Annotated in this window: 22 protein-coding genes; 15 read left to right on the plus strand and 7 right to left on the minus strand. The window is 72.8% G+C overall.

All coding sequences use genetic code 11. The annotated features are described in order from the left end of the window. Together ACWGN5_RS19515 and ACWGN5_RS19520 are read left to right on the plus strand one after the other, a co-directional pair. Entirely contained in the window at window positions 1-291 is a 291-nt protein-coding gene (locus ACWGN5_RS19515; protein WP_453516653.1) for a hypothetical protein, read from the plus strand. Continuing rightward, on the plus strand, window positions 288-683 hold the full coding sequence (locus tag ACWGN5_RS19520; protein WP_453516655.1) for a PIN domain-containing protein: 396 nt from the start codon (window positions 288-290) through the stop codon (window positions 681-683). The genes ACWGN5_RS19515 and ACWGN5_RS19520 overlap by 4 nt, the downstream gene beginning before the upstream one ends. A gap of 7 nt (window positions 684-690) precedes the next feature. Here the strand turns inward: ACWGN5_RS19520 and ACWGN5_RS19525 are convergent, their stop codons facing one another. Beyond that, entirely contained in the window at window positions 691-2,151 is a 1,461-nt protein-coding gene (locus tag ACWGN5_RS19525) for a DUF2079 domain-containing protein (protein ID WP_453516658.1), read from the minus strand. A gap of 94 nt (window positions 2,152-2,245) precedes the next feature. Between ACWGN5_RS19525 and ACWGN5_RS19530 the strand changes: the two genes are divergently transcribed. Further along, entirely contained in the window at window positions 2,246-2,920 is a 675-nt protein-coding gene (locus tag ACWGN5_RS19530; RefSeq protein WP_453516661.1) for a response regulator transcription factor, read from the plus strand. 22 nt (window positions 2,921-2,942) lie between these two features. Further along, window positions 2,943-4,388, plus strand: coding sequence for a sensor histidine kinase (locus ACWGN5_RS19535; RefSeq protein WP_453516663.1), 1,446 nt, complete (start codon window positions 2,943-2,945; stop codon window positions 4,386-4,388). A gap of 348 nt (window positions 4,389-4,736) precedes the next feature. Here ACWGN5_RS19535 and ACWGN5_RS19540 read toward each other — a convergent pair whose 3' ends face one another. Together ACWGN5_RS19540 and ACWGN5_RS19545 are read right to left on the minus strand one after the other, a co-directional pair. Further along, on the minus strand, window positions 4,737-4,928 hold the full coding sequence (locus ACWGN5_RS19540) for a hypothetical protein (protein ID WP_453516664.1): 192 nt from the start codon (window positions 4,926-4,928) through the stop codon (window positions 4,737-4,739). Window positions 4,929-5,148: 220 nt separating this feature from the next. Beyond that, window positions 5,149-8,256 carry a BTAD domain-containing putative transcriptional regulator gene (locus ACWGN5_RS19545; RefSeq protein WP_453516665.1) on the minus strand — a complete coding sequence of 1,036 codons (3,108 nt, stop codon included), beginning with the start codon at window positions 8,254-8,256 and terminating at the stop codon, window positions 5,149-5,151. Window positions 8,257-8,422: 166 nt separating this feature from the next. Here ACWGN5_RS19545 and ACWGN5_RS19550 point away from each other — a divergent pair, with 166 nt between their 5' ends. From ACWGN5_RS19550 to ACWGN5_RS19585, 8 genes are all read left to right on the plus strand, one after another. Continuing rightward, on the plus strand, window positions 8,423-9,640 hold the full coding sequence (locus ACWGN5_RS19550) for an amidohydrolase family protein (protein ID WP_453516666.1): 1,218 nt from the start codon (window positions 8,423-8,425) through the stop codon (window positions 9,638-9,640). Window positions 9,641-9,831: 191 nt separating this feature from the next. Beyond that, a complete protein-coding gene (locus tag ACWGN5_RS19555) occupies window positions 9,832-11,103 on the plus strand; it encodes a hypothetical protein (protein WP_453516668.1) in 1,272 nt (423 codons plus the stop codon). 158 nt (window positions 11,104-11,261) lie between these two features. Further along, window positions 11,262-12,179: an LLM class F420-dependent oxidoreductase gene (locus tag ACWGN5_RS19560; RefSeq protein ID WP_453516696.1), complete on the plus strand. Its 918-nt coding sequence runs from the start codon at window positions 11,262-11,264 to the stop codon at window positions 12,177-12,179. A gap of 11 nt (window positions 12,180-12,190) precedes the next feature. Further along, window positions 12,191-12,952 (plus strand): SDR family NAD(P)-dependent oxidoreductase, encoded by a 762-nt coding sequence (locus ACWGN5_RS19565; protein ID WP_453516670.1) that lies wholly within the window; start codon window positions 12,191-12,193, stop codon window positions 12,950-12,952. 99 nt (window positions 12,953-13,051) lie between these two features. Next, complete coding sequence (locus tag ACWGN5_RS19570; RefSeq protein ID WP_453516673.1) at window positions 13,052-14,176, plus strand: LLM class flavin-dependent oxidoreductase; 1,125 nt, start codon at window positions 13,052-13,054, stop codon at window positions 14,174-14,176. 494 nt (window positions 14,177-14,670) lie between these two features. Beyond that, a complete protein-coding gene (locus tag ACWGN5_RS19575; protein ID WP_453516675.1) occupies window positions 14,671-16,398 on the plus strand; it encodes an N-acyl-D-amino-acid deacylase family protein in 1,728 nt (575 codons plus the stop codon). Then, window positions 16,395-17,852 (plus strand): aldehyde dehydrogenase family protein, encoded by a 1,458-nt coding sequence (locus ACWGN5_RS19580; RefSeq protein WP_453516676.1) that lies wholly within the window; start codon window positions 16,395-16,397, stop codon window positions 17,850-17,852. Before ACWGN5_RS19575 ends, ACWGN5_RS19580 begins: the two co-directional genes overlap by 4 nt. Before the next feature lie 294 nt (window positions 17,853-18,146). Further along, a complete protein-coding gene (locus tag ACWGN5_RS19585) occupies window positions 18,147-19,718 on the plus strand; it encodes an APC family permease (RefSeq protein ID WP_453516677.1) in 1,572 nt (523 codons plus the stop codon). A gap of 80 nt (window positions 19,719-19,798) precedes the next feature. Here ACWGN5_RS19585 and ACWGN5_RS19590 read toward each other — a convergent pair whose 3' ends face one another. Beyond that, complete coding sequence (locus ACWGN5_RS19590) at window positions 19,799-20,017, minus strand: hypothetical protein (RefSeq protein WP_041129721.1); 219 nt, start codon at window positions 20,015-20,017, stop codon at window positions 19,799-19,801. A gap of 37 nt (window positions 20,018-20,054) precedes the next feature. Beyond that, the gene (locus ACWGN5_RS19595; RefSeq protein ID WP_453516679.1) at window positions 20,055-20,513 is read right to left on the minus strand and encodes a carboxymuconolactone decarboxylase family protein; all 459 of its coding nucleotides are present in this window, start codon (window positions 20,511-20,513) and stop codon (window positions 20,055-20,057) included. Between the two features lie 23 nt (window positions 20,514-20,536). On the opposite strand from ACWGN5_RS19595, the gene ACWGN5_RS19600 reads away from it, so the two are divergent. Then, entirely contained in the window at window positions 20,537-21,010 is a 474-nt protein-coding gene (locus ACWGN5_RS19600; RefSeq protein ID WP_453516682.1) for an N-acetyltransferase family protein, read from the plus strand. On the opposite strand, the gene ACWGN5_RS19605 is transcribed toward ACWGN5_RS19600, so the two are convergent. Continuing rightward, the gene (locus tag ACWGN5_RS19605; protein ID WP_453516684.1) at window positions 20,976-21,443 is read right to left on the minus strand and encodes a carboxymuconolactone decarboxylase family protein; all 468 of its coding nucleotides are present in this window, start codon (window positions 21,441-21,443) and stop codon (window positions 20,976-20,978) included. The genes ACWGN5_RS19600 and ACWGN5_RS19605 overlap by 35 nt on opposite strands. 139 nt (window positions 21,444-21,582) lie before the next feature. Then, window positions 21,583-22,323, minus strand: coding sequence for a GNAT family N-acetyltransferase (locus ACWGN5_RS19610; RefSeq protein ID WP_453516686.1), 741 nt, complete (start codon window positions 22,321-22,323; stop codon window positions 21,583-21,585). A 212-nt stretch (window positions 22,324-22,535) separates the two neighbouring features. On the opposite strand from ACWGN5_RS19610, the gene ACWGN5_RS19615 reads away from it, so the two are divergent. Together ACWGN5_RS19615 and ACWGN5_RS19620 are read left to right on the plus strand one after the other, a co-directional pair. Then, window positions 22,536-23,366 (plus strand): LLM class F420-dependent oxidoreductase, encoded by an 831-nt coding sequence (locus ACWGN5_RS19615; protein WP_453516688.1) that lies wholly within the window; start codon window positions 22,536-22,538, stop codon window positions 23,364-23,366. 69 nt (window positions 23,367-23,435) lie between these two features. After that, complete coding sequence (locus ACWGN5_RS19620; protein WP_453516690.1) at window positions 23,436-26,021, plus strand: bifunctional FO biosynthesis protein CofGH; 2,586 nt, start codon at window positions 23,436-23,438, stop codon at window positions 26,019-26,021. Window positions 26,022-26,285 lie beyond the last annotated feature (264 nt).

The following is a 26,285-nucleotide window of genomic DNA, read 5'->3' on the forward strand; positions in this document are numbered from 1 at the left end:
ATGGCAACCAAGAAGTACACGGTGACCCTGCCCGAGGAGCTCGCCGAGGAGATCCGCCGCGAGGTCGGGCCGGGCGGCTTCAGCGCGTATGTCACGCAGGCCATACAGCGCAGGCGGGAGCAGGACCGGCTGGGGGAGCTGGTGGACTGGTTGGAGGAGGAGTTCGGCCCCGTCACCGAGGAGCAGCTGGCGGCTGCCGAGGCGGAGCGGCGCGAGATCATGCGCCGGCATGAGGAACGGGCCGCGCGCGAGCGCGTGGAGGCCGACGCCCCGCAGGCGGACGCCGCATGACCGAGATCTGCTACGTCCTGGACAGCGAGGGGCTGTCCAGGGCCGTCCGCGGCGAACCCGTGATGCGGGCCCGCCTGAAGGACGCCCACCGCGCCGGCATCCGCGTGATGACCAGCTCCATGACGATGATCGAGGCCTACCACTCCAAGGTCCCTTACGCGGCCTGGAAGTGGTTCCTCTCCCAGATCACCGTCGAACCCGTCACGGAGGAGATCGCGGAGTCGGCGATCACGCTCCTGAAGGATGCCGGTCTGCACGGGCACAAGTACGCGATCGATGCGGCGCTCGCGGTGATCGCGGGGCGCCAGAGGGGGCTCGTGACCGTGTTCACCTCCGACGAGGACGACATGACCAGGCTGTGCCGGCCACCCGTGCTGGTGCAGCGCCTCTGACCGGCCGCTACAGGGCCTGACGGCTCAGCACCACGATCCCCTCCGTCTCCCGCACCACCCGCCACCCCCGGTCCGCGGCCCGCCGCAGTACAACCTCCACCGCCCCCGCCGGCCAGGGCTCCCGTACATCGGCCACGATCCACTCCACGGCCGGACGCCGGTCGAGGACCCCGTCCGCGACGAGGTGCACGGTCGCCCGGTCGGTCAGGTGCGGGGCCAGGCTGTTGCTCGCCGCGACCCTGGCCCCGTCGGGCACGAGGTCCAGGGCGTCACGGGCGGCGGCCTCCCGGGGGCTCTCCTGCCAGAAGCCGGGCGTGGCGAGCGCGGAGAGGGGCTGGGCCGGCAGCAGGAGGAGCGCGGCGGCGAGGGGCACGGCGAGCGGGGGCCGTACGGGAAGGGCCGGCCGGGCGGGAAGGGGCAGTCGTACGGGACGGGGCAGCCGGGCGGGACCGGGCAGTCGTACGGGAAGCGGCAGCCGGGCGCCTCGGCGCAGCGCGTCGACGAGGGCGGCGAAGGCGATCGGCATCAGCACCGCCGAGTAGTGCAGGCCCGGCTCCCAGTGCGCCGGGTTGGCGGAGGTGAACCGCCAGGCCAGGGTCGGCAGGAGCAGCAGGGCGAGCGGACTGCGCAGCACGAGCCCGCCGGTAACGGCCAGCAGCAGGAGAACGGTCAGCGACTTCACGGGCCAGCCGTCGAGGAGCCCGTACGCGCCGGTGACCTGGCCCGCGTACAGATACCGCCCGTCCGCCGCGAACGCCGGGATCACCCCGTACACGACGACGATCGTGCCCACCACGGACCCGACGGCCAGGACGAGCCCGGTCCGGCGGTCCTGCCGCATCAGCAGCAGCCCGAACACCGCCGCCGTCGCCCCCAGGTCCTCCTTCACCAGGAGCAGCGCGGCGGCCCAGCAGGCGGCCGCCCTGGCCCGCCCGTCGAGGAGGGCGCGGCAGGCGAGGGCGAGCAGGGGTACGGCGAAGGCGACCTCGTGGAAGTCGAAGCCGATCAGCTGCTGCGTCCCCCAGCCGAGCCCGCACGCCGTCCCGAGCACCAGATGGCTCCGGCCCGGCAGGTGCCGCTGGGCGGTCCGCGCGAGGACGTACACGGAGAGGGCGACGAGCGCGGCCTGCGCGAGAAGCAGCGTCTCCACGTACGGGAAGAGCCGGTAGAGCGGGGCGAGCAGCGCGAGCACGGGATGGAAGTGGTCCCCGAGCAGCGGGTACGCATCGCCCGTGAAGCCGGCCGGGGCGGTCGCGGCCCGGATCTCCGAGGCGGGCGCCCGCCCCTCCGCGTACGCCCGCACGGCCTGCCCGAAGATCCCCAGGTCGTAGCCGGTCGTCCGGAACCGGGCGTGCTCGCGCAGCGCGAACACCGCGTGGAGGACGAGGAAGGAGAGAGAGGTGACGGCGGGGGCGACCCGGGAGTCGGTGCGGCGCACGAGGGGCGGGGGAGCGGTGATCACGGCCATGCGGGGACCCTGGGGGAGCGCCCCTGAAAGGGCCCTGAGGACGCCTGAGGATTTCCTCAGGGACGGTTCCGGCGGCCGGGCGATACTCGACGGCATGCGCGTACTGGTGATCGAGGACGAGGTGCGGATCGCCGCCTCGCTGCGCCGCGGCCTGTCCGCCGTCGGCTACACGGTCGACATCGCCCACGACGGCGTCACCGGCCTCCACCTGGCCCGGGAGCACCGGTACGCGGCCGTCCTGCTCGACCTGATGCTGCCCGGCCTCAACGGCTACCAGGTGTGCGCCCGGCTCCGCGCCGAGTCCAACGACGTGCCGGTGCTGATGCTGACGGCCAAGAACGGCGAGTACGACGAGGCCGAGGGCCTCGACACCGGCGCCGACGACTATCTGGCCAAGCCCTTCTCGTACGTCGTCCTCGAAGCCCGGCTCCGCGCCCTGCTCCGTCGGGGCGGCGCCCGCACCCGCACCCTCCTGGAGTGCGGCGACCTGTGGCTAGACCCGGCGCGGCGGAAGTGCGGCCGGGGGTCGGCCGAGATCCCGCTCACCCCGAAGGAGTTCGCGGTCCTGCACTGTCTCCTGTTGCGCCTCGACGAGGTGGTGCCGACGCTCGACATCCTCGACGAGGTGTGGTCGGCGGACTTCACCGGCGACCCGAACATCGTGCACGTCTACATCAGGGCCGTACGGAAGAAGATCGACGACCCGTACGGGACGGAGACGATCGAGACGGTGCGGGGTGCCGGGTACCGGGTGGTGGGCCGTGCGTGAGCGGAGGCTTCTCCCCGTAGGGATGTCGGGGCTCGCGGCCGCGCTCGTCGTGGCGGCGGCGGTGGTCTGGCTGGAGTCGCAGGACCGGGCGGTGGGGGCGCTCCCCTGGGTGATCCCCCAGGTGATGTCCACCGACCGGGTGGGCCCGCAGATCGGCTTCCTCGCCCGGTCGGGCTTCCTGTGGGGCGCCGTGGCCGTCGGCGCCGCCGGCTGGTTCGCGGGCCACGGGCACGCGCGGATGGTGCGGCTCAGGGCCGCCGTCGTCGCCTTCCTGACCTCGGGGGCGCTCCTCTTCACGTACACCCGGTGGCTCCTCCACGAGAACACGCGTCAGCCGTGGCTCGTCGCGAAGGAGGCGTACCGCTGGGGCCTGATGTTCATCGGCCCCTCGACCGGGCTCCTGACGGCGGCGGCCGTGTGGGCGGCCCTCGGCAGCGGCGCGGTCCGGCTCCCGTACGGCAGCCGTACGGCGCTGGTGGCGGGGACCGCGACGGGGGGCCTGTTCGCGGCGGCGATCGAGGTGCTGCGGCAGGCGCAGCCGGACTACGCGACCGGGCAGGCCCACTGGATCGCGCTGACCACCGGCGCACCCCTCGTAGCCCTCCTCACCGGTGTCCTCGTCCACCTCACGGCGGCGCGGGCACTCCGCCCGGTGGAGGCGATCCGGCGCGAACTCGCCGACATCACGGGCCAGTCGCTGGACCGGCGGGTCCCGGTCCCGCCGACGGGCGACGTCATCGCCAGGCTCGCCGAGACCACGAACGACACACTGGACCGCCTGGAACAGTCGTCCGCGCGCCAACAGCAGTTCGTCGCGGACGCGGCCCACGAACTGCGCAGCCCCCTCGCGGCGTTGCGGACCCAGCTGGAGACGGCCCTGCGGCACCCGGAGTCGGTCACCGACTGGCCCTCCGCCGTACGGGAGGCCGCCGCCGACGTCGTACGACTCCAGGCGCTCGCCGACGACCTGCTGCTGCTGGCCAGCCACCGGGCATCGGCACCCGCCGGGGAACCGGTCGACCTCGCCGCCCTCGCGGAGGACCTGGTCCGCGAACACCAGCACCTCCCGGACGCGAAGGGCCTCGACCTCACGTGCGAGGCCCCGGAGCCGGCCGTCGTCCACGGCAACGCGACCCGCCTGGAACGCCTGCTCCGCAACCTCCTCACGAACGCGTGCCGGCACGCGAGCTCGACGATCGAGGTGGAGGTCGGCACGGACGGCCCGACGGTCGTGCTCACGGTGACGGACGACGGCCCGGGCATCCCACCCGCCCACCGCACGCGCGTCTTCGACCGCTTCACCCGCCTCGACGCCTCCCGCACCCGCAACTCGGGCGGCGCGGGCCTGGGCCTCCCCATCGCCCGCGACATCGCCACCCACCACGCGGGGACCCTGACGATCGAGGACTCGGCGCACGGGGCGCGCCTGGTGGCACGCTTCCCGACGCGCGCTCGCCCGTCCGGCTGACGCCCGGCGCCTCCGCCGCACCCGTCACCGGACCCGCGGATACGCTCCGAGACCCGGTCCCGGAACGCCCGAGGAGCCCCCGCATGCAGCCGGCCGGCGGCGCCCCTGGCGGAGGGCTGCGGGGAGGGCGCGTGAGCGCGCACGCCGGAGGGGCCGGGCAGTTGCCCGGCCCCTCCTTGTGCGGTGGTCCGATCGCGTTGCGCACGGTCCCTGCCCGGACGGATCCCCCCTGGTTCCGTCCCGGTGTCCCCCGAGCCCGTGTGCTCCCCCGTCGACCGGACCTCCCTTTGGCTGGCCCCGGCAGCTCCCCCGAAGTCGCCGCCGCGGCCGTTCCCCGTCGGGAGTGGCTTAGTTGGCCGGCTCGGTGGTGACGTGGAGGTTGTCGGTCGAGGCCCCGTCGCCGAGGACCTTGTCCGCGATGGCGTCGGCCGGCTCGGACGTGACGTGCAGGTTCTTGGTGCCGATCTGCTCGGTCTCGGTACCGGTGACGTGCAGGTTCTCCGGCTTGATGACCGGGTCCGTCGCGTTGATGTCGCTCATGGCGATCCCCTCGTGGTGTGTGGCTTCGGGTGCTGGTGGGTGGAGCCCGTCCGGCTGTTCCCCCGTGGACGGCCGGACGGGCTCCGTTGGGCCGTTCACCCTAGTGCGTCCGGGTGATGACCTCACCGGCGACCCGTCTGCCCCCCGACGCGACGGATCGTTGAGAAGAAGTCTGCCGGGGGGCGATAAACGAATGATGAACGCCTGTGGCGGTGCTGGGTCAGGCCGCCACGAGGGGCGCGAGCAGCCCCCTGACCTCGGCTGCTTCCGGGGCGGACAACTCCTCGTAGATGTCGAGGGCTTCCTGCCAGCAGATCTGTGCGCGGCCCGACTGTCCGATGGCGTGGAGGGCCCGGCCGAGGACGGTGAGGACGTTGCCCCGCCGCCAGTCCCCGCCGATGCCCCGGAGGACGGTCAGAGCCTTCTCGGCGCCGGCCGCCGCCGCCCCGTACCGCTGGGCCTTGATGTCGACCTCGGCGATACGGAAGAGGGTCATGCCCTCCCACAGCCTCTGCCGGCTGTCCACGAAGACGTCGAGCGCCTCGCCGAGCCGCTCGACCGCTGCCGTGAGTTGACCGCTCTCGGTGAGGGCGAGGCCGAGCGCGTACCGGCCGTTGGCGCCCTTGAGGGCGTGGCCCATGTCGTCGTACATGTCGGCGCCTTGCTGGGCCATGCGGACAGCGTCGTCCTGCCGGCCCGCGGCCAGTCGCAGACGGGAGAGGTTGCACAGGGCAGAGGCCTCACCGGCCCGGTCACCGGCGGCCCGGAACTCGGTGATGGCCAGGGTGAAGTGCTTGTCCCCGTCTTCGTGCCGGCCCTGGTACAGCGCGATGGCGCCCATCACGTTCAACGCCCAGCAGATGGGCAGGGGGTCGTCGACGGACCGCGCCATGCGGGCGACCTCCTCCGCCTCGCGGCCGGCCTGGTCGAAGCGGCCCTGGTAGTGGTGGACGTACGCCAGCGTGTTGGCTGCGCGCCCCTCCGCCCGGACGTCCCCCGTCCCGTTCGCCGCCTCCCGCAGGACCGTCGCGACCGCCTCGTACTCCTTCGAGTTCGCGCCCGACTCCGCCAGGTCGAGCGACGCCCACAGGAGGTCCACCCCGCGGCGGAGGGTCCTCGGGGACGAGGCCGACTGGCGGACCGTGGCCAGGAGGCAGTTCGCTTCCGCGTAGAGCCAGTCCTGGGCCTCGTGGCGGTCCGTGAAGGTGAGGCCCTCGTAGGACGTCGGTTCCAGGTGGTCGACCAGGCGGTCGCCCGGGCGTTCGATCGCGTAGACCCGCGCCGCTGTGGAGAGGTAGAAGTCCAGGAGGCGCGAGAGGGCCGCCTCCTTCTCCGACGGCGGCTGTTCGTCCCGGTCCGCGCACGCACGCGCGTAGAGGCGGACCAGGTCGTGGTACCGGTAGCGGCCCGGGGCGGCGGATTCGAGGAGGGACGTGTCGACCAGGGCCTCCAGGAGGTCCTCCGTGTCCCAGAGCGGGAGGTCCAGGACCGCCGCCGCTGCCGCCAGCGAGATGTCCGGGCCGTCCGCCAGCCCAAGCAGGCGGAAGGCGCGGGCCTGGGCCGGCTCCAGCTGGCCGTAGCCGAGTTCGAAGGTCGCCTTGACCGCCAGGTCGCCCGCCTGGAGTTCGTCGAGGCGCCGGCGCTCGTCCGCCAGCTTCGCCGCCAGGACCGAGACCGTCCACGTGCGGCGGGCCGCCAGGCGGGACGCCGCGATGCGGATCGCCAGGGGGAGGAAGCCGCAGGCTGCCACCACGTCCAGGGCCGCCTCCCGTTCGGCGCCCACCCGCTCCTCGCCCACGATCCTCGTGAACAGCTGGAGCGCCTCCTCCGGGGACATCACGTCCAGGTCCACCAGGTGCGCGCCCGCCAGGTCGACCATCCGGATGCGGCTCGTGACCAGCGCCGCGCAGCCCGCCGTGCCGGGGAGCAGGGGGCGGATCTGGGCCGCGTCACGGGCATTGTCGAGCAGGACCAGGACCCGGCGGCCGTCCAGCGTCGAGCGGTACAGCGCCGCCCGGTCGTCGAGCGAGTCCGGGATGGCCGAATCCGGTGTGCCCAGGGCGCGCAGGAAGGAGCCCAGGACCGTTTCCGGCGCGGCGGCGCGGTTGCCCGCGCCCTGGAGGTCCACGTACAGCTGCCCGTCGGGGAAGTGCGGGCGGGCCTCGTGGGCGACGTGCACGGCGAGCGTCGTCTTGCCGACGCCGCCGATGCCCGCGAGCGCCGAGACCGCCATGACGTGGCCCTCGGCGGTCGCCAGACGCGCGCCCAGTTCCCGTACGAAGGCGGCGCGGCCCGTGAAGTCGGGGACCGTGGCCGGAAGCTGGGCCGGGCGGGCGACCGGCGCCGCCGTCGGCGCGGGCTCCTCGACCGGGCGGGCGAGCTCGGCGTCGGCCTGGAGGATGCGCTGCTGGAGGCGGGAGAGCTCCGGCGTCGGGTCGACGCCCAGTTCGTCGGCGAGGAGCCGGCGCGTGTCCGCGTAGACCGCGAGCGCTTCCGCCTGCCGGCCGCTGCGGTAGAGCGCCAGCATGAGGAGTTCGCGCAGCCGCTCCCGCAGGGGGTGCGCCGCCGTCAGCGCGGTCAGTTCGGAGACCGCCTCGGCGTGCGCGCCGACCTCCAGGTCGATGTCGAGCCGCGTCTCCAGGAGGGTGAGGCGCCATTCCTCCAGGCGCGTTCGCTGCGTCTCGGCGTACGGGCCCGGGACGGACGCCAGTACCTCGCCGTCCCACAGGTCCAGCGCCTCGGCGAGCTTCGCCCGGGCCGCCGTCCGGTCCCCGGCCGCGCGGAGCTTGTCCGCCTCGGCGGACAGCTCCTGGGCCTCGGTCACGTCGAGGGCGGTCGTCCGGAGTGCGTACCCGCCGGACTCGCTGACCAGCACCTTCGGGTCGAGGGCCTTGCGGAGCCGGGAGGCGTACGTACGGACCGCGGCGAGCGCCTGGGAGGGGGGTTCCTCGCCCCAGAGCGCGTCGATCAGCTCGTGCGCGGTGGCGGTGCGGCCGCCGCGCAGGAGCAGCGCGGCCAGCAGGGCCCGCTGCTGCGGGGAACCGGTCGGGACGGGCTCGCCGTCGCGCCAGGCGCGGACGGGGCCGAGCACGCCGAAGCGGAGCCCGCCGCCGGCCGTCCGGCCGGTGGACGTCGTCTCCTCGGCGGACGTCGTCTCCTCGGTGCCGGTGCCGGTGCCGGTGCCGGTGCCCGTTGCGTCCGCCCGTTGATTCCCACCGGCGGTAGCCGTCCTCCGGCCCGTCCGCTGGGCGGGCACGCCAGGTTCGGCCTTGGCGTCGCTCCCGCCCGGGTACCGCACCGGAACTCGCGGCCCGTTCTCACGGTCCATCGCTCCCCCTGCCCCTACCGCTGGTTTCGCCCTGGACAGTCTGCCTTGTCCGGACGGAGTCCGTCAGCATCGGGTCGGCCGTTGTGAAGCCGTTGTGAGGCCGCGACCCGGGCGTTCTGGGCCGCACTAGCTGACGGGTCGTCAGATCGGCGCTACCGTGAAGCCCATGGAGACCTTCCCGAAGATCATCTCGGTGGACGACCACACCGTGGAGCCCCCGCACGTCTGGCGGGACCGGCTCCCGTCCCGGTACCACGGCACCGGACCCCGGATCGTCCGCGCCCCGCTGAAGGAAATGACCTTCCTCGGCGGCAAGTTCGCCCCGGTCATGGGCGCCAAGGGGGACGACGGGCCGATCGGCGACTGGTGGGTGTACGAGGATCTGCACCGACCCCTCACACGCCTCGACACCGCCGTCGGCTACGACCGGGACGAGATACGCCTCGAAGTCATCACCTACGAGCAGATGCGGCCCGGCTCGTACGACGTCGCCGCCCGCCTCGCCGACATGGACGTCAACCACGTCCAGTCCGCGCTCTGCTTCCCCACCTTCCCCCGCTTCTGCGGGCAGACCTTCACCGAGGCGAGCGACCGCGAGCTCGGCCTCCTCTGCGTCCGCGCCTACAACGACTGGATGGTCGAGGAGTGGTGCGGTCCCGAGGCGCACGGGCGGCTCATCCCGCTCACCCTCATCCCGCTCTGGGACCCCGAGCTCGCCGCCGCCGAGGTCCGGCGCAACGCCGCGCGCGGGGTCCGGGCCGTCGCCTTCTCCGAGATCCCGCCGCACCTCGGACTCCCCTCGGTCCACACGGACCACTGGGACCCCTTCTTCCGCGCCTGCGACGAGACCGGCACGGTCATCGCCATGCACATCGGCTCCTCCAGCCGGATGCCGTCCACCTCCGCCGACGCCCCGCCGGCCGTCGGCTCCACCATCACCTTCGCGAACTGCTGCTTCTCGATGGTCGACTGGCTGATGAGCGGCAAGTTCGAGCGCTTCCCGAACCTGAGGATCATGTACGCCGAGGGCCAGATCGGCTGGATCCCGTACATCCTGGAGCGCGCGGACGTCGTCTGGGAGGAGAACCGCGCCTGGGGCGGCGTCGCCGACAAGGTCACGCGCCCGCCGTCCGAGCTCTTCGCCGAGCACGTCTTCGGCTGCTTCTTCGACGACGCCTTCGGGCTGCGCAACCTCGACGCGATCGGGGCGGGGAACGTCCTGTACGAGACGGACTACCCGCACTCGGACTCCACCTGGCCCAAGTCGAAGGAGGTCGGCGAGGCCCAGATGGGCCACCTGCCGCCCGACGTCGTCGAGCGGATCGTCCGCGGCAACGCGATCGACCTCCTGGGGCTGTCCCCGGAGGGGCTCTGGCGGGCCTAGCCGCCGACCACGGCCGGGCCCTCGGGAGGGGGCCCGGCCTTTTGTCGCCCCAATGGCCCAAAGGGGCGGCCCCCTGATAGCGGAGTGTCATGGACTGGGCGCAAATAGTAGTCAAGTGTGCGCTTCTTGCGCCCATCACGAGACAGCCACGGTGGACGTCCCCCGGGGTGTCCACGAACGGAGCCTGTGACATGACCCCCGACCTCCCGCACACCCATCCCGCGGACGACGACATAGAACCGACCGCAGAGCCCCGCCCGGGTCCGTCCCACCCGTCGGTTGTCTCCTCGTCCCCGACGTTCATCGTGCCCCCCTTCCCCGATCACCCGGCGGCACCTCCTGTCGCCTCGGCGCCCGCGGTACTGAACCCCCCGGCCGCCCTGGAGCCGCGGACCGCTGCGGAGTCGGAGTTCCCGGCTGATCCGGAGCCGGACGCCGCTGCGGAGCCGCGGACGGCTTCGGAGTTCCCGGTCGACCCGGAGCCGCACGCCGCTTCGGAGCCGCACGCCGCTTCGGAGCCGCAGGCCGCTGCGGAGTCCCCGGTCGGCTCGAACGCCCCCGGTGCCTCCGAGGTCGCTTCCGAGCCGGTGGCTCAGGAGGAGACCGGTGACGAAGCCGTGCACACGCTGTTGACGACCGCGGCGACCGAGCGGCCCGTCGAGGAGGTCGCCACGCTCGTGGCCCGCCTCCAGGCGACCGGCGAACTCTCCAGCCCCGCCGACGTGGCCCTCCGCGCCGCCGCCGTCACCCGCCCGCTCGACGAGGTGCGCCAGCTCCTCGCGCTGTTGAACGCCTCCGGCTACGACCTCCACCAGGCCGAGACCACCCTGCGCGCCGCCGCGGTCGGCCGGCCGGTCGAGGACGTCGTCCAGCTCGTCGGCATCCTCGGCGCCGACAGCAGCGACTGGCAGTCCACCGGGAGCGGGGACGCCGAGCCGCGGAAGGCCGAATCCGGGGGAGCCGCACCGGCCGCCGCCGTCCCGAAGCGCGGCCGGGGCGCCTCCAAGGGGCGGAAGTCCCCGCTGGACGGCGCACTGGCCGCGGGGCCCGGCAGTCACACCAGCTCTCCCGCGCTGCGGTCGGTGCTGCGCTGGCCGGCGGCGGTCGCGCTGTTCGCCTGCGGCCTGATCCATCTGCCGACGGACCTCGACGGTCTGCGCTCGGGCGGCGACGCCCAGGCGCTGTCCGTGGTCGTCACCGTGCTCTGCCTGGCGTGCGCGGTGTGGCTCGCGGCCCGGGACACCCTGATCGCCTGGGCCGCCGCCGCGGGTGTCGCCGTGTTCGTCATCGCGCTCCACGGAGTCGCGGGCGCGCGCACCGTCGACCTGCTGAGCGGCAGTCTCGGCACCACCTTCGCCTGGGCCAAGGCGCTGGCGCTGCTGAGCGCCGTGGGCATCGTCTGCCTGGCCGGTGCGGCCGTGGTGCGCCACGCGAGGGCGACCGGCGCGGCCGACAGCACCTGACCCACCGGAGTACGGAGACCCCCGCCCGGGCAGCGCGACGCTGCCCGGGCGGGGGCGTGTCCGGACCCGGAACCTCCTACCCCTTGCCTGATGGATCGTCAGGTACGAGCATGGGCCTGCTCGCTGAAGTGACGATCCGTCAGATACGGGGGTCCCCCATGGTGGTCTACGGCATGCAGCTGCCGGTCCAGTCGCAGAGCACCCTCTACGCCGAACCCTGGGAGGCGGCCGCGGGGCCGGCGGACCTGCTCGCCGTCGCCCGCGCCGCCGAGGCCCACGGCTTCGACTACCTCGCGAGCTGCGACCACGTCGCCATCCCGCGCCGCCTCGCCGGGCCGATGAGCACCGTCTGGTACGACCCGGTCGCCACGCTCTCCTTCCTCGCCGCCGCCACCGAGCGGGTCCGGCTCCTCTCGCACGTCGCCGTCGTCGGCCTGCGTCATCCGCTCGTCACGGCCAAGGCGTACGCGACGCTCGACCACCTCTCCGGCGGCCGCCTGGTCCTCGGGGTGGGCGCAGGGCACGTCCAGGAGGAGTTCGAGGCGCTCGGCGTGGACTTCGCCCGCCGCGGCGCCGTGCTCGACGAGACGGTCGACGCGCTGCGGGCGGCCCTCGGGCCCGAGGAGTACCCGGAGCACCTGGGGGAGCGGTTCGCCTTCAAGGACCTCGGGCAGCTGCCCCGGCCCGCGCAGCAGCGGGTCCCGCTCTGGGTGGGCGGCTCCTCGCCGGCCGCCGTGCGCCGCGCCGCCGTCAAGGGTGACGGCTGGCTGCCGCAGGGCGACCCGCGCGACAAGCTCGCCGAGCAGATCCGGAAGCTGCTGCGGCTGCGTACCGAGGCCGGGATCTCCGAGCCGATCACCGTCGGCGCGATCACCGAGGCGCTGTACGTCGGCGCGCCCGGCTGGGAGGTCGGCCGGCGCACCCTGAGCGGCCGGCCGGAAGAGCTCGCCGCCTCCCTGCGGGCGTACGGGGAGATGGGCGTGCACCAGATCCAGGTCCGGTTCCGGTCCCGGAGCCGTACCGAACTCATCGACCAGATGGCGGCCTTCGGCACGGAGGTCGCCCCCCACCTCTAGGGAGTACCGACATGGGCAAGCTCGACGGGCGGGTCGTCCTCGTCACCGGGGCGGCGCGCGGGCAGGGCGAGCAGGAGGCGCGGCTGTTCGCCGCCGAGGGGGCGAAGGTGGTCCTCGGGGACGTCCTGGACGACGCCGGGGAGGCGCTGGCCAAGGAGCTGGGGGAGGACAGGGCCGCGTACGTCCGTCTGGACGTGACGAGCGAGGGGGACTGGACGGCGGCCGTGGCGGCGGCCAAGGAACGGTTCGGCACGATCGACGGGCTCGTGAACAACGCGGGCATCCTCCGCTTCAACGAGCTGGTCTCGACCCCGCTCGACGAGTTCCGGGCGATCGTCTCCGTCAACCAGACCGGCTGCTTCCTCGGCATCCGCACGGTCGCGCCCGAGATCGCGGCGGCCGGCGGCGGGACGATCGTCAACACCGCCTCGTACACGGGGATCACCGGCATGGCCGGGGTCGGCGCCTACGCGGCGAGCAAGCACGCCGTCCTCGGTCTGACGCGGGTCGCGGCCCTGGAGCTGGCGGGGAAGGGGATCCGGGTCAACGCGGTCTGCCCGGGTGCGATCGACACCCCGATGAGCAACCCGGAGGGGGTGGACCCGGCGGCCACCGCCGAGCTGTACCGCAAGCTCGTGCCGCTCGGGCGGATCGGCCGACCGGAGGAGGTGGCGGCCCTGGCGCTCTTCCTGACCGGGGAGGACTCGGCGTACATCACGGGCCAGCCGTTCGTGATCGACGGCGGCTGGCTGGCGGGCGTGAGCCCGTTCTGACGGCTCGTCAGGTATTGACGCACCTGCGCGGCGGTGCGAGAGTCGGGCACATCAAGGAATCTGACGCATCGTCAGATAAGACGAGGACGGTGAACCCCCTTGGAATTCGGGATCTTCGTACAGGGATACGTCGGCAAGCGCGCCGAGACCGATCCCGAAGCCGAGCACAAGGCCCTCATGGAGGAGACCGAGTACGTCATCCAGGCCGACAAGTCCGGCTTCAAGTACGCCTGGGCCTCCGAGCACCACTTCCTGGAGGAGTACTCCCACCTCTCCGCCAACGACGTCTACCTGGGCTACCTCGCCCACGCGACCGACCGCATCCACCTCGGCTCCGGCATCTTCAACCCGCTGGCCCCGGTGAACCACCCGGTCAAGGTCGCCGAGAAGGTCGCCATGCTCGACCACCTCTCCGGCGGCCGCTTCGAGTTCGGCTCCGGGCGCGGGGCGGGCTCCCACGAGATCCTCGGGTTCATGCCGGGCATCACCGACATGAACCACACGAAGGAGATCTGGGAGGAGACCATCGCCGAGTTCCCCAAGATGTGGCTCCAGGACGAGTACGCCGGCTTCCAGGGCAAGCACTGGTCGCTGCCGCCCCGCAAGGTCCTCCCCAAGCCGTACGGGAAGTCCCACCCGGCCATGTGGTACGCCGCGGGCTCGCCGAGCTCCTACGCGATGGCGGGCAGGATGGGCCTGGGCGTCCTCGGCTTCAGCGTCCAGAAGGTCTCCGACATGGAGTGGGTCGTCGAGTCCTACAAGAACGCGATCAAGGAGGCGCGGGCGGTCGGGGACTTCGTCAACGACAACGTCATGGTGACCTCGACCGCGATCTGCGCCGAGACGCACGAGAAGGCCGTCGAGATCGCGGTGGGCGGTGGGCTGAACTACCTCCAGTCCCTGCTGTTCCGCTACCACGACACCTTCCCGCGCCCCGAGGGCATCCCCGAGTGGCCCGAGCTCCTCCCCGAGTACTCGGCCGAGATCATCGAACTCCTCATCCAGGAGGAGCTGATGATCTGCGGCGATCCGTCGGAGGTCCTGGCGCAGTGCAAGCGGTGGGAGCAGGCGGGGGCCGATCAGTTGTCCTTCGGGCTGCCGATCGGGATCTCGTACGAGGACACGATGAACTCGATCAAGCTGATCGGGGAGCATGTGATCCCGAAGATCGACACGGACCCGATCCACCGCACGACCCGCATGCGCCAGTCCGCGAACTCCTGAGGGCCCTCCGCCCACGCGGGCGGCACGCCTGGGCTGGGCGGTGCCCCCCGCGTGTGGCGCCCGCGTCCACGTGGGCGGCCACCCTGGCCACCGCCCGTGTGTGGCGCCCGCGCCCACCTGGGCGGCGCCCCGGCCCACCGCCGTGTGGGCAATCGTCCCGCTGGGGCGGGACGGGTGGGCACACGGGACGGCGCCCTTCCGCGGCGCCTCCGCGTTCCGAGCCTGAACCCGCACCGACGGCGGCAGCGCACATCAGGTGCGGGCCAGGGCGCGGGAGCCTCTGGCGCCGGCAGGGGCGCCGTTCCGTTGTGCCCACCCGTTCCGCCCCGGCGGAACGCATGCCCACAACGGAGCGGCGGGGCGCGGGGCCGTAACGAAGCGCGGGGTGGTGTCTTCCCGGATCGCCGCCCCGTAACCGCCCCGGCCGGGGCCCCGCGGCGGCCCCGGTCCGGGGCGCACCCGCGTCCACCGAGAACGGACAGAGAGGGACCGCCATGCTCGACCACCTGATCACGGGCGCCACCGTCGTGGACGGCACCGGCGCCCCCGCCCGCGTCGCCGACGTCGGCATCCGCGACGGCCGGATCGTCTTCCCCGAGCAGGGGGAAACGGCGACCACCACCGAGGACGCCACCGGCCTCGTCCTCGCGCCCGGTTTCGTCGACCCGCACACGCACTACGACGCGCAGCTGTTCTGGGACCCGTACGCCACCCCGTCCATGAACCACGGCGTCACCACCGTCGCCGGCGGCAACTGCGGCTTCACCCTGGCTCCGCTCCACCCGGACCGGCCCGAGGACGCCGACTACACGCGCCGCATGATGTCGAAGGTCGAGGGCATGGCCCTCAAGGCCCTGGAGGAGGGCGTCGACTGGAGCTGGTCGTCCTTCGCCGAGTACCTGGACGCCCTCGACGGCCGCATCGCGGTGAACGCCGGTTTCATGGTCGGCCACTGCGCCCTGCGCCGGTACGTGATGGGCGCGGACGCCGTCGGCGGACAGCCCACGGAGGAACAGCTGCGGCAGATGGTGGGCCTCCTCAAGGAGGCCATGGACGCCGGCGCCTGGGGGCTCTCCACCACCCAGTCCTCCACGCACTCCGACGGCGACGGCGCCCCCGTCGCCTCCCGGCACGCCACCCCCGCCGAGCTGATCGCCCTCTCCAAGGCGGTCGGCGAGCACGAGGGGACGCAGATCGAGGCCATCCTCGCCGGCTGTCTCGACCAGTTCTCCGACGACGAGATCGAGCTGTTCGTCGAGATGACCGCCGCCGCCGGGCGGCCCCTCAACTGGAACGTCCTCACCATCGACGCCGCCGTCCCCGAGCGCGTCCCCCGCCAGCTCACCGCCTCCGAGCGGGCCCGCAAGTCCGGCGGCCGGATCGTCGCGCTCACGATGCCGATCCTCACCCCGATGAACATGTCCCTCGGGACCTTCTGCGCCCTCAACCTGATCCCCGGGTGGGGGGAGATCCTGTCCCTCCCCGTTCCCGAGCGGATCGCGAAGCTCCGCGACCCCGACGTACGGGCCGAGATGCTGCGGCGCGCGGACTCGAAGGAGGCCGGGGTCTTCCGGCGGCTCGCGCACTTCGCGCGGTACGTCATCGGCGACACGTACAGCCGGGAGAACGGGGGCCTCACCGGCCGCGTCGTCGGCGACATCGCGGCCGAGCGCGGCCAGGACCCCTTCCAGGCCCTCGTCGAGATCTGCGCCAACGACGACCTGAGGACCGTCCTGTGGCCGATGCCCAGCGACAACGACCCGGCCTCCTGGGCGCTGCGCCGGGAGACCTGGGACCACGAGGACGTGTTGCTCGGCGGCTCGGACGCGGGCGCGCACCTGGACCGGATGTGCGGTGCCCCGTACACGACCCGCTTCCTCGGCGACTGCCTGCGCGGCCGGAAGCTGGTCCCCCTGGAGCGCGCGGTGAAGATGCTGAGCGACGACCCGGCGCGGCTCTTCGGGCTCCGGGAGCGCGGCCGGATCGCAGAGGGCTTCCACGCCGACCTGGTCCTCTTCGACCCGGAGCGGATCGACGCCGGCCCGGCGACCCTCGTGCACGACCTGCCGGGCGACAGCCCGCGCCTCGACTCGCGCGCGGTCGGGATCGTGTCGGTGCGGGTCAACGGCGTGGAGACGGTACGGGACGACGAGGTGACCGGCGCGGTACCGGGGAAGGTGCTGCGCTCCGGACGTGACACGAGGACGGTGAGCACGCGATGACCCGGATCGAGCGCCTCTATATAGGGGGAGAGTGGGTCGAGCCCGACGGCGGCCACTACGAGGTGATCGACCCGGCCTCCGAGGAGGTCGTCGGCCTCGCGCCCGAGGCCTCCCGGGCGCAGGTGTACGAGGCGGCCGCCGCGGCGCGCGAGGCCTTCGCGACCTGGTCCCGTACGAGACCGGAGGAGCGGGCGGCGATCCTCGACCGGGCCGCGGACCTGATGGCCCGGGACGCCGAGGAGAACACGCTCCTGGCCCGGGCCGAGACCGGAGCCACCACCGGCACCGCGCGCGGGATGCAGGTCGCGGTCGGCTCCTCCCGTTTCCGACGGTACGCGCGAGGGGCGATGGAACCGGTCGAGCAGGCGCTGCCCCCGCAGATCAACGAGGCCGGCCCGATGGGGAAGGCCGGGGTGTTCGGCGCGGTGGCGGTACGGCGCCCGGTCGGCGTCGTCACCTGCATCACCTCGTACAACAACCCCTGGGCCAACCCGGCCGGCAAGATCGCCCCGGCGCTCGCCATGGGCAACACGGTCGTGGTGAAGCCCGCCCCGCAGGACCCGCTCTCCGTGTACGCGATGACCCGCGCCCTGGCGGAGGCCGGGGTCCCGGCGGGCGTCGTCAACGTCGTGACGGGCTCCGCGCAGGCGGTGGGCGAGGCGGCCGTCGACTCCCCGGACGTCGACATGGTCTCCTTCACCGGCTCCACGGCCGTCGGGCAGGCGATCGGCGAGGTCTGCGGCCGCTCGCTCAAGCGGCAGCTGATGGAGCTGGGCGGGAAGGGTGCCGCGCTCGTCTTCGACGACGCCGACCTGGACTCGGCGGTGATGGGCATCGGGACGACCTTCGCCTTCTACAGCGGGCAGATCTGCACCGCCCCGACCCGGGTCCTCGCCCAGCGCGGTGTGTACGAGCGGCTGATCGAGAAGCTCACCGGCTATCTGGCCTTCATGAAGGTGGGGGACCCGGCGGAGCAGGGGACGGTCGTCGGCCCGGTGATCTCGGCGGCGCACCGCGACCGGGTGGAGTCGTACGTCGAGCTGGGGAGGAAGGAAGGGGCGCGGGTCGTCGCGGGCGGCGAGCGTCCGGACTTCGCCAAGGGCTTCTACGTGGCCCCGACGCTGCTCGCGGACTGCACCAACGAGATGCGGGTGGTCCGGGAGGAGATCTTCGGCCCGGTCGTGGTGGTCGTGCCCTTCGACGACGAGGAGGAGGGGATCGCGCTGGCGAACGACAGCGACTACGGGCTGATCGACTACGTGTGGTCCGGCGACGTGGCCCGCGCCTTCCGTGTCGCGGCCCGGCTGCGGGCCGGCGGGGTGGGCGTGAACACGATCGGCCGGAACATGGAGGCGCCGTTCGGCGGCTTCAAGAAGAGCGGTGTGGGGCGGGACGTGGGCTCGTACGCGCTGCACGCGTACAGCGAGCTGCAGGCGGTCGTCTGGCCCGGGTGACGGCCGGGGTGACGGCCTTGGACGGCCCGGGTGACGGCCTTGGACGGCCGCGGTGAGGCGCGTCTCGAAAATTCCATGGGAAATTTTCGAAACGGACATTTAGGGCACTGCTGCGGTTCCCGCATATCGGACACTCGCCATCGGAGCTACCGGTTGGGCGCCTCGCCCGACTGGTCGATCTTTCAATCAACGGCGAGTGTCCGATTCGACCCTCCCAATACAAGGTCATGATCGATCAAGTGAGCGGAGTCCAGTCCTCCGGATATGGAAACCGCAGCATTTAACGTCAAGTTCATGACTCAGGTGGACGTACGGCAGCAGGCCGGAGACACGGCAAGGGGCACCGACGCCCCGGGCGGCACCTCCGGTGTGCGCACCAAGGGCCTCGGCGGCAACTCCGTGGGCCTCCTCGGCAGCGCCGTCATCGGCATCTCGACCGTCGCCCCCGTCTACTGCCTGACCTCCACGCTCGGCTCCACCGCCGGCGAGGTCGGACTGCAGATGCCCGCGGTCTTCCTCGCGGGCTTCCTGCCGATGCTGCTCGTCGCGTTCGCGTACCGCGAGCTCAACAAGCGCATGCCCGACTGCGGCACCTCCTTCACCTGGACGGTGAAGGCCTTCGGCCCCAAGGTCGGCTGGATGTGCGGCTGGGGCCTGGTCATCGCGACGATCATCGTGCTGTCCAACCTGGCCGGCGTCGCGACCTCGTACTTCTGGCTGCTCGCCGGTGAGGTCAGCGGCAACGCCTCGATCGCCGCCCTGGACGACAACAAGGCCGTCCACATCCTCACCTGCCTCACCCTGATCGCCGCGGCGACCGCGATCAGCTACCGCGGCATGACCGCCACCAAGGGCGTGCAGTACACCCTCGTCGGCCTCCAGCTGGCCGTCCTCGCGGTCTTCGTCGTCATGGCCTTCTCGAAGGCCGGCTCGGTCGACTTCCCGACCGGGGCGAGCTTCTCCTGGTCCTGGCTGAACCCCTTCTCCGTCGGCTCCTTCGCGGCCTTCACCGCCGGCCTCTCGCTGTCGATCTTCATGTACTGGGGCTGGGACACCTGCCTCACGGCCAACGAGGAGACCACCGACAGCGACCGGACCCCGGGCCGCGCCGCGCTCATCTCGATGGTCGTCCTGGTCGGCTCCTACCTGGCCACCGGCATCGCCGCCCAGATGGTCGTCGGCTCCGGCGACAAGGGCCTCGGCCTCGCCAACCCGGAGACCTCCGACAACGTCTTCGCCGCCCTCGCCGGCCCGGTCATGGGCCCCGTCCTCGGCATCGCGCTGTTCGTCGCAGTCCTCGCCTCCGCCGCCGCGAGCCTGCAGACCACCTTCATCCCGGTCGCCCGCACGGTCCTCGCCATGTCCAGCTACGAGGCGCTGCCGCCGTCCTTCGCCCGGGTCCACCCGGTCTTCAAGGTCCCCGGCAAGGCGACGATCGTCGCCGGCGTCGCGACCGGCGTCTTCTACACGGTGATGACCCTGGTCAGCGAGAACGTCCTGGTCGACACGATCTACGCGCTCGGCCTGATGATCTGCTTCTACTACGCGCTGACGGCCTTCGCCTGCGTCTGGTTCTTCCGCGCCGAGCTCTTCCGCTCCGCCCGCGACCTCGCCTTCAAGGGCGTCATCCCGTTCCTCGGCGGCCTGATGCTGACCGCCGTCTTCGGCAAGACGCTCTACGACATGTGGGACCCGGCGTACGGCTCCGGCTCCGCGGTCTTCGGCGTCGGCTCGGTCTTCGTGATCGGCGTCGGGCTGCTGCTCCTCGGCGTGGTGATCATGCTGGTCATGCAGCGCAGGAGCCCCGCCTTCTTCCGCGGCGAGGTCCTGACGAAGGAGACCCCGTCCCTGGTGGTCGCCGACTGACGCCCTCCTGAGGCGTCCGAGAAACGCGAAGGCAGCGGGCCCGTGGGGGGTCCCGCTGCCTTCGTCTCGTGCCGTACGGGTCAGTGGTGCCCGGGGAGCAGGCGTTCCACCGCCGCGTTGGCGGGCGGCAGGTCGGGGGTGTGCGCCGGCTTCGCCTTGGGGGTCAGGACGCCGCTGAGCGGGACGACCGAGGGAAGGTTCAGGCCGCCGGTGTCGGCGGCCGCGGTCCCGGCGGCGGCGCCCGCGGCACCCGCGGCGGCGAAGACGGTCAGGGCGGCTGCGGTGAGGATCCTCTTCATGCCCGTCGTAACGCGGACGGCGCGGGTCCGGTTACGACTACCAGGTCCCGCCCGCCGGCTGCCGGGTCGTCGCGTTGAGCCGGTTGAAGAGGTTGCTGACGCCGATCCACAGCACGATCTGCGCCAGCTGCTTCTCGTCGTAGTACCGGGCCGCCTCGTCCCACACCGCGTCCGGCACGGCGTCCGGGCGGTCCGCGAGCCGGGTCGCGTACTCGGCGAGGGCGAGCGCCGCGCGCTCCTCGTCCGTGAAGTACGGCGTCTCCCGCCAGGCCGCCACGGAGTGCAGCCGCTCGTCCGTCTCGCCCTCCTTCTGCGACTTCAGGGCCCCGCCGACCACGCAGTACCCGCAGCCGTTGATCTGGCTCACCCGCAGGTGGACCAGGTCGAGGGTGGTGCCGGCCACGTGGCCGCCCGACTGGACGGCCTTGATCAGCTGGAAGATCGCCGGGCCGGCGTCGGGCAGGACGGCGGCGGGGTTGGGCATGCGAGCGGACACGGAGGGCTCCTTAGGATGCGTACATGTATCGGGAAACGAACTGGGCGCTGCGCCCCGGCCGCGCCGAGGACGTCGAGGCGATGGCCGAGCTGCGGGCCGAGGTCATGCGCGAGGACCTGGTGCGCCTCGGCCGCTACGACGAGCACCGGGTGCGCCAGCGGCTGCGGGACGGCTTCTCGCCGGCGCACACCTCGGTGATCGAACTGGACGGGGCGCTCGCCGGATGCGTGACGGTGCGCCCGTACGAGGACGGTGAAGGGCTCTACCTGGAGCACTTCTACCTGGCCCCCGGGACCCAGGGCCGGGGGCTCGGGACGGCGGTGCTGTGCGGACTGCTCGACCGGGCCGACGCGGACGGCGTACCGGTCCGCCTCGTGGTGCTGCAGGGCAGCGCGGCCCGCCGTCTCTACGAGCGGGAGGGGTTCACCTTCGAGTCCGAGGACCCGGTGGACGTGCTGATGGTCAGAAACCCACGCCCGCCGGCTGCCGGACGGTGACGTTGAGCCGGTTGAACAGGTTGGTGACGCCGACCATCAGGACGATCGCGGCGAGCTGCTTCTCGTCGAAGTGGTCCGCGGCGGCGTCCCACACCTCGTCCGGCACCGCGTCCGAGGCGTCCGCGAGCCGGGTCGCCGCCTCGGCGAGCGCGAGGGCCGCCCGCTCCTCGTCGGAGAAGTACGGCGCCTCGCGCCAGGCGGCGACGGCGAACAGCTTCTCGTCGCTGACGCCGCTCTTCTTGGCGCTCTTGGCGCCGTAGTCGACGCAGAAGCCGCAGTTGTTGATCTGGCTGGCCCGCAGGTGCACCAGCTCCAGGACCGCCTCGTCGACCCCGCCCTGGCGGGTGGCCTTGAGCAGGTTCTGGATCGCCGGACCGGCGTCGGCCAGGACGTAGGCGGGGTTGGTCATACGGGCCTTGGGCTGGTGCGCCATGGTGATCGCTCCTCGGTGTCGTTCCGTCTCGTTCGCTGCCTTCACTGCACTGACGGAACGCGCGCCGAGGATGTGACACGGCGGGAGAACTTTTTCGGGATTTCTTTTCAGGCCCGCGGCTTTCAGGCCTCCGCGGCTCTCAGGCCTCCGCGATGAGGGCGGTGGCGATGGTGCGGAAGCCGAGCCGCCCGTAGAGGCGGGCCACGTCCCCGTCCGTGGCCGTCAGGAACACGAGCTCCGTCCCGTGGGCGCGGGCGTCCGCGACCAGGGCGGCCGTGACCGCGAGCCCGAGGCCCCGCCGCCGGGCCGCCGGGACGGTGCCGACGCCGACGACCTCGGAGACGGTGCCGACGGGCTGGTGCTGGCCGGCCGCGAGGGCGCTGCCGGTGGCGTCCAGGGCGGCCGCGAGCCGGGTCAGGCCGGCCGTGATCCGGTCGGCGATCCGCGCGGAGGTGCCGGGCGCGACCGGGGCGTCGAAGGCGGCGAACGGGGCGGCGACGGCGGTGTCCAGGGCGGAGTCCTCCGCGCCCACGAGCCGTACGGTGAAGCCCTCGGGCTCCGGCACGGGCAGCGGTTCGCCCTCCAGGACCATCAGCGGGTGCTCGTGCACGGTCAGCCCGGTCGCCTCCACGGCGGCCCGCAGCCCCGGGGTGGTCTCCGCGACCCACTCGAAGGCCTCGGGCACCCCGAGCTCCCGCTGCCGGGCCCGCACCTTCTCCACGGCGGCCACGGGGACCTCGCCCTCGTGGCCGAGGGCCGGGCGGGCGTAGTAGGGCCAGCCCTGCCCCTCCTGCACGAACAGGGTCAGGGGCCCGAACTCCTCGGCGCGGGCGGAGGAGCGGGGGACGGCGTCGTAGTACGTCTCGATTCGGTTCAGCACCGGCCCATCCAAGCAGCCGGGCTACGGAAGGGCAGGCGGATTTCCCTGCTTCCGGGCGATGTGCGGATCGGCCCGGGACAGCCGCCATCCGTCGGCGGTGCGGACGAGGTCGTCGTCCGTCCGCCCGGCGGAGACGAACAGGGCGCTGTCACCGGCGAGAGATGGCTGCCGCAGGCCTCGGAAAACCGCGCCCCACCCCCTACCGTGCCGCTATGCGGATCTCGACCACGATCTTCCTGACCGACGAGACCATCAGCCCGGTGCGGCTCGCGCGCGAGCTGGAGCAGCGCGGCTTCGCGGGGCTCTACCTCCCCGAGCACACCCACGTCCCCGTCTCCCGCGAGACGCCCTATCCGGCGGGCGGGGAGCTGCCCCGGGAGTACGCCCGGACGCTCGACCCGCTCGTGGCCCTGGGGCAGGCGGCGGCCGTCACCGAACGCCTCGGCCTGGGCACCGGCATCACCCTGATCACCCAGCACGACCCGATCGTGCTCGCCAAGCAGATCGCGACCCTCGACCACCTCTCCGGGGGCCGGTTCACCCTGGGCGTCGGCTTCGGCTGGAACCGGGAGGAGGCCGCCGACCACGGTGTCGACTGGCCCCGCCGCCGGGAGCTCGGCCGCGACCGGCTCGACCTGATGCGGGCCCTGTGGGCGCCGGAACCGACGGCGTACGAAGGGGAGTACGGCGAGTCCGTCCGCGCCTCGGAGGTCTGGCCCAAGCCGGCCGGCGGCGCACCGCGCGTCCTGCTCGGCGGCGCGGCGGGCCCGAAGCTGTTCGCGCAGATCGCCGCGCAGACCGACGGCTGGATGCCGATCGGCGGCCGGGGCCTGACGGAGTCCCTCCCGGTCCTCCGCGAGGCCTGGGAGAAGGCGGGCCGCGCCCCGGAGGCCCTCCAGCTCGTCCCGTACGCGGTCCTCCCGAACCCCGGCAAGCTCGCCCACTACGAGGAACTGGGCTGCGAGGAGGTCGTCCTGCAGCTGCCGCCGGGGGGCGAGAAGGAGGTCCTGGACGTCCTGGACGGGTACGCGCGGTACCTCTGAGGGGAGACGGGTTCGGGTTCCTGCGGGGACCCGAACCGTCGTCCGGCGGTGCGCTCGTATGCTCGGTTCATGACGGATCACCAGGCAGGACGACCCACCGCGAACGCCATGCGCCGTGCCCTGAAGCGGGCCAGGGACGGGGTCGCGCTCGATGTCGCCGAGGCCGCCGTGCTGTTGCGGGCGCGGGGGGAGGATCTGGCGGACCTGGTGGCGTCCGCGGGGCGCGTGCGGGACGCCGGGCTCGAGGCGGCCGGGCGGCCCGGGGTCGTCACGTACTCGAAGAGCGTGTTCATACCGCTCACCCGGCTCTGCCGGGACAAGTGCCACTACTGCACCTTCGTCACCGTCCCCGGCAAGCTCCGCCGGGACGGGCACGGGATGTTCATGTCGCCGGACGAGGTCCTCGACATCGCCCGCCGCGGCGCCGAACTGGGCTGCAAGGAAGCCCTGATCACCCTCGGCGACAAGCCCGAGGACCGCTGGCCCGAGGCCCGCGAATGGCTCGACGCGCACGGGTACGACGACACCATCGCGTACGTACGGGCCATGGCGATCCGGATCCTGGAGGAGACCGGACTCCTCCCTCACCTCAACCCCGGCGTCCTGTCCTGGACCGACTTCCAGCGCCTCAAGCCCGTCGCGCCCTCCATGGGCATGATGCTGGAGACGACCGCGACCCGCCTCTGGTCCGAGCCCGGCGGTCCCCACTACGGGTCCCCCGACAAGGAACCCGCCGTACGGCTCAGGGTCCTCGAGGACGCCGGCCGCTCCTCCGTCCCCTTCACCTCCGGGCTGCTGCTCGGCATCGGGGAGACCCTGGAGGAGCGCGCCGAGTCGCTGTTCGCGCTGCGGCGCGTGGCGCGCCAGTACCACTCCCTCCAGGAGCTCATCATCCAGAACTTCCGCGCCAAGCCGGACACGGCCATGCGCGGGATGCCGGACGCCGAGCTCGACGACCTCGTCGCCACCGTCGCCGTCGCCCGGCTCATCATGGGCCCCTCCGCCTGCCTCCAGGCCCCGCCGAACCTCGTCGACTCCGAGTACGAGCGGCTGATCGCCGCCGGCATCGACGACTGGGGCGGCGTCTCCCCGCTCACCATCGACCACGTCAACCCCGAGCGGCCCTGGCCGCAGATCGAGGAGCTCGCCGAGAGGTCCCGCGCCGTCGGCTTCGAACTGCGCGAACGGCTCTGCGTCTACCCCGAGTTCGTCACCCGGGGCGAACCCTGGCTCGACCCCCGCCTCCTCCCGCACGTCCGCGCCCTCGCCGACCCCGAGACCGGCCTCGCCAACCCCGACGCGCCCGTCCGCGGCCTGCCCTGGCAGGAGCCCGACGAGGCCTTCACCGCGACCGGCCGTACGGATCTGCACACGACCATCGACACCGAGGGCCGCACCAGCGACCGGCGCGACGACTTCGACGAGGTGTACGGGGACTGGGAGGCGCTCCGCGAGGCCGCCGCGCCCGGCATGGTCCCCGAGCGGGTCGACGGCGACGTCCGCGAGGCGCTCTCCGTCGCCGCCGACGACCCGACGAAGCTCACCGACGCGCAGGCACTGGCCCTGCTGCACGCGGACGGCCCGGCGCTCGACGCCCTGACCCGCATCGCGGACGACGTCCGCGCCTCGGTCGTCGGCGACGACGTCACGTACATCGTCACGCGGAACATCAACTTCACCAACGTCTGCTACACCGGCTGCCGCTTCTGCGCCTTCGCCCAGCGCCGCACCGACGCCGACGCGTACACCCTCTCCCTCGACCAGGTCGCGGACCGCGCCCAGCAGGCCTGGGAGGTCGGCGCCGTCGAGGTCTGCATGCAGGGCGGCATCCACCCGGACCTGCCCGGCACGGCCTACTTCGACATCGCGCGCGCGGTGAAGGAGCGGGTCCCCGGCATGCACGTCCACGCCTTCTCGCCGATGGAGGTCGTGAACGGCGCGACCCGTACGGGCCTGTCGATACGGGAGTGGCTGACGGCCGCGAAGGAGGCCGGGCTCGACTCCATCCCCGGCACCGCCGCCGAGATCCTCGACGACGAGGTCCGCTGGGTCCTCACGAAGGGCAAGCTGCCGACGGCGACGTGGATCGAGGTCATCAAGACCGCCCACGAGCTGGGCATCCGCTCCTCCTCCACGATGATGTACGGGCACGTGGACCAGCCCCGGCACTGGCTCGGGCACTTCCGCACGCTCTCCCGCATCCAGCAGGAGACGGGCGGCTTCACCGAGTTCGTGACGCTCCCCTTCATCCACACCAACGCACCCGTCTACCTCGCGGGCATCGCCCGCCCCGGCCCGACCGCCCGCGACAACCGCGCGGTCATCGCCATGGCCCGCCTCCTCCTCCACCCGCACATCCCCAACATCCAGACCAGCTGGGTGAAGCTGGGCACGGAGGGCGCGGCGGAGATGCTCCGCTCCGGCGCGAACGACCTGGGCGGGACGCTGATGGAGGAGACCATCTCCCGCATGGCGGGCTCCAGTTACGGCTCGTACCGGTCGATCCGGGATCTGGAGGCGATCGCCTCGGCAGCCGGCCGCCCGGCGAAACCCCGCACGACGCTGTACGGCGAGGTCCCGTCGGAGCGGCAACGAACGGCCCGCGCCTCGGACGGCCACCTCCCAACCCTCCTCCCGGTCCTCCCCCAGGAGTGACCCGCACCCCCCGCCCCCGTGTGGGCAATCGTCCCGCTGGGGCGGGACGGGTGGGCACACGGGACGGCGCCCTTCCGCGGCGCCTCCGCGTTCCGCGCCCTTACCCGCACCACGATGCGCGGCGCACGACGTGGTGCGGGTCCAGGCGCTGGAGCCTAGGCCCGGCAAGGGGCGCCGTCCGTTGTGCCCACCCGTTCCGCCCCAGCGGAACGATTGCCCACAACGGCGGGGCGAAGGCCCACAACGTGGGCGGGGCGCCGTGGA

It is taken from the genome of Streptomyces sp. NPDC055815 (assembly GCF_053616475.1).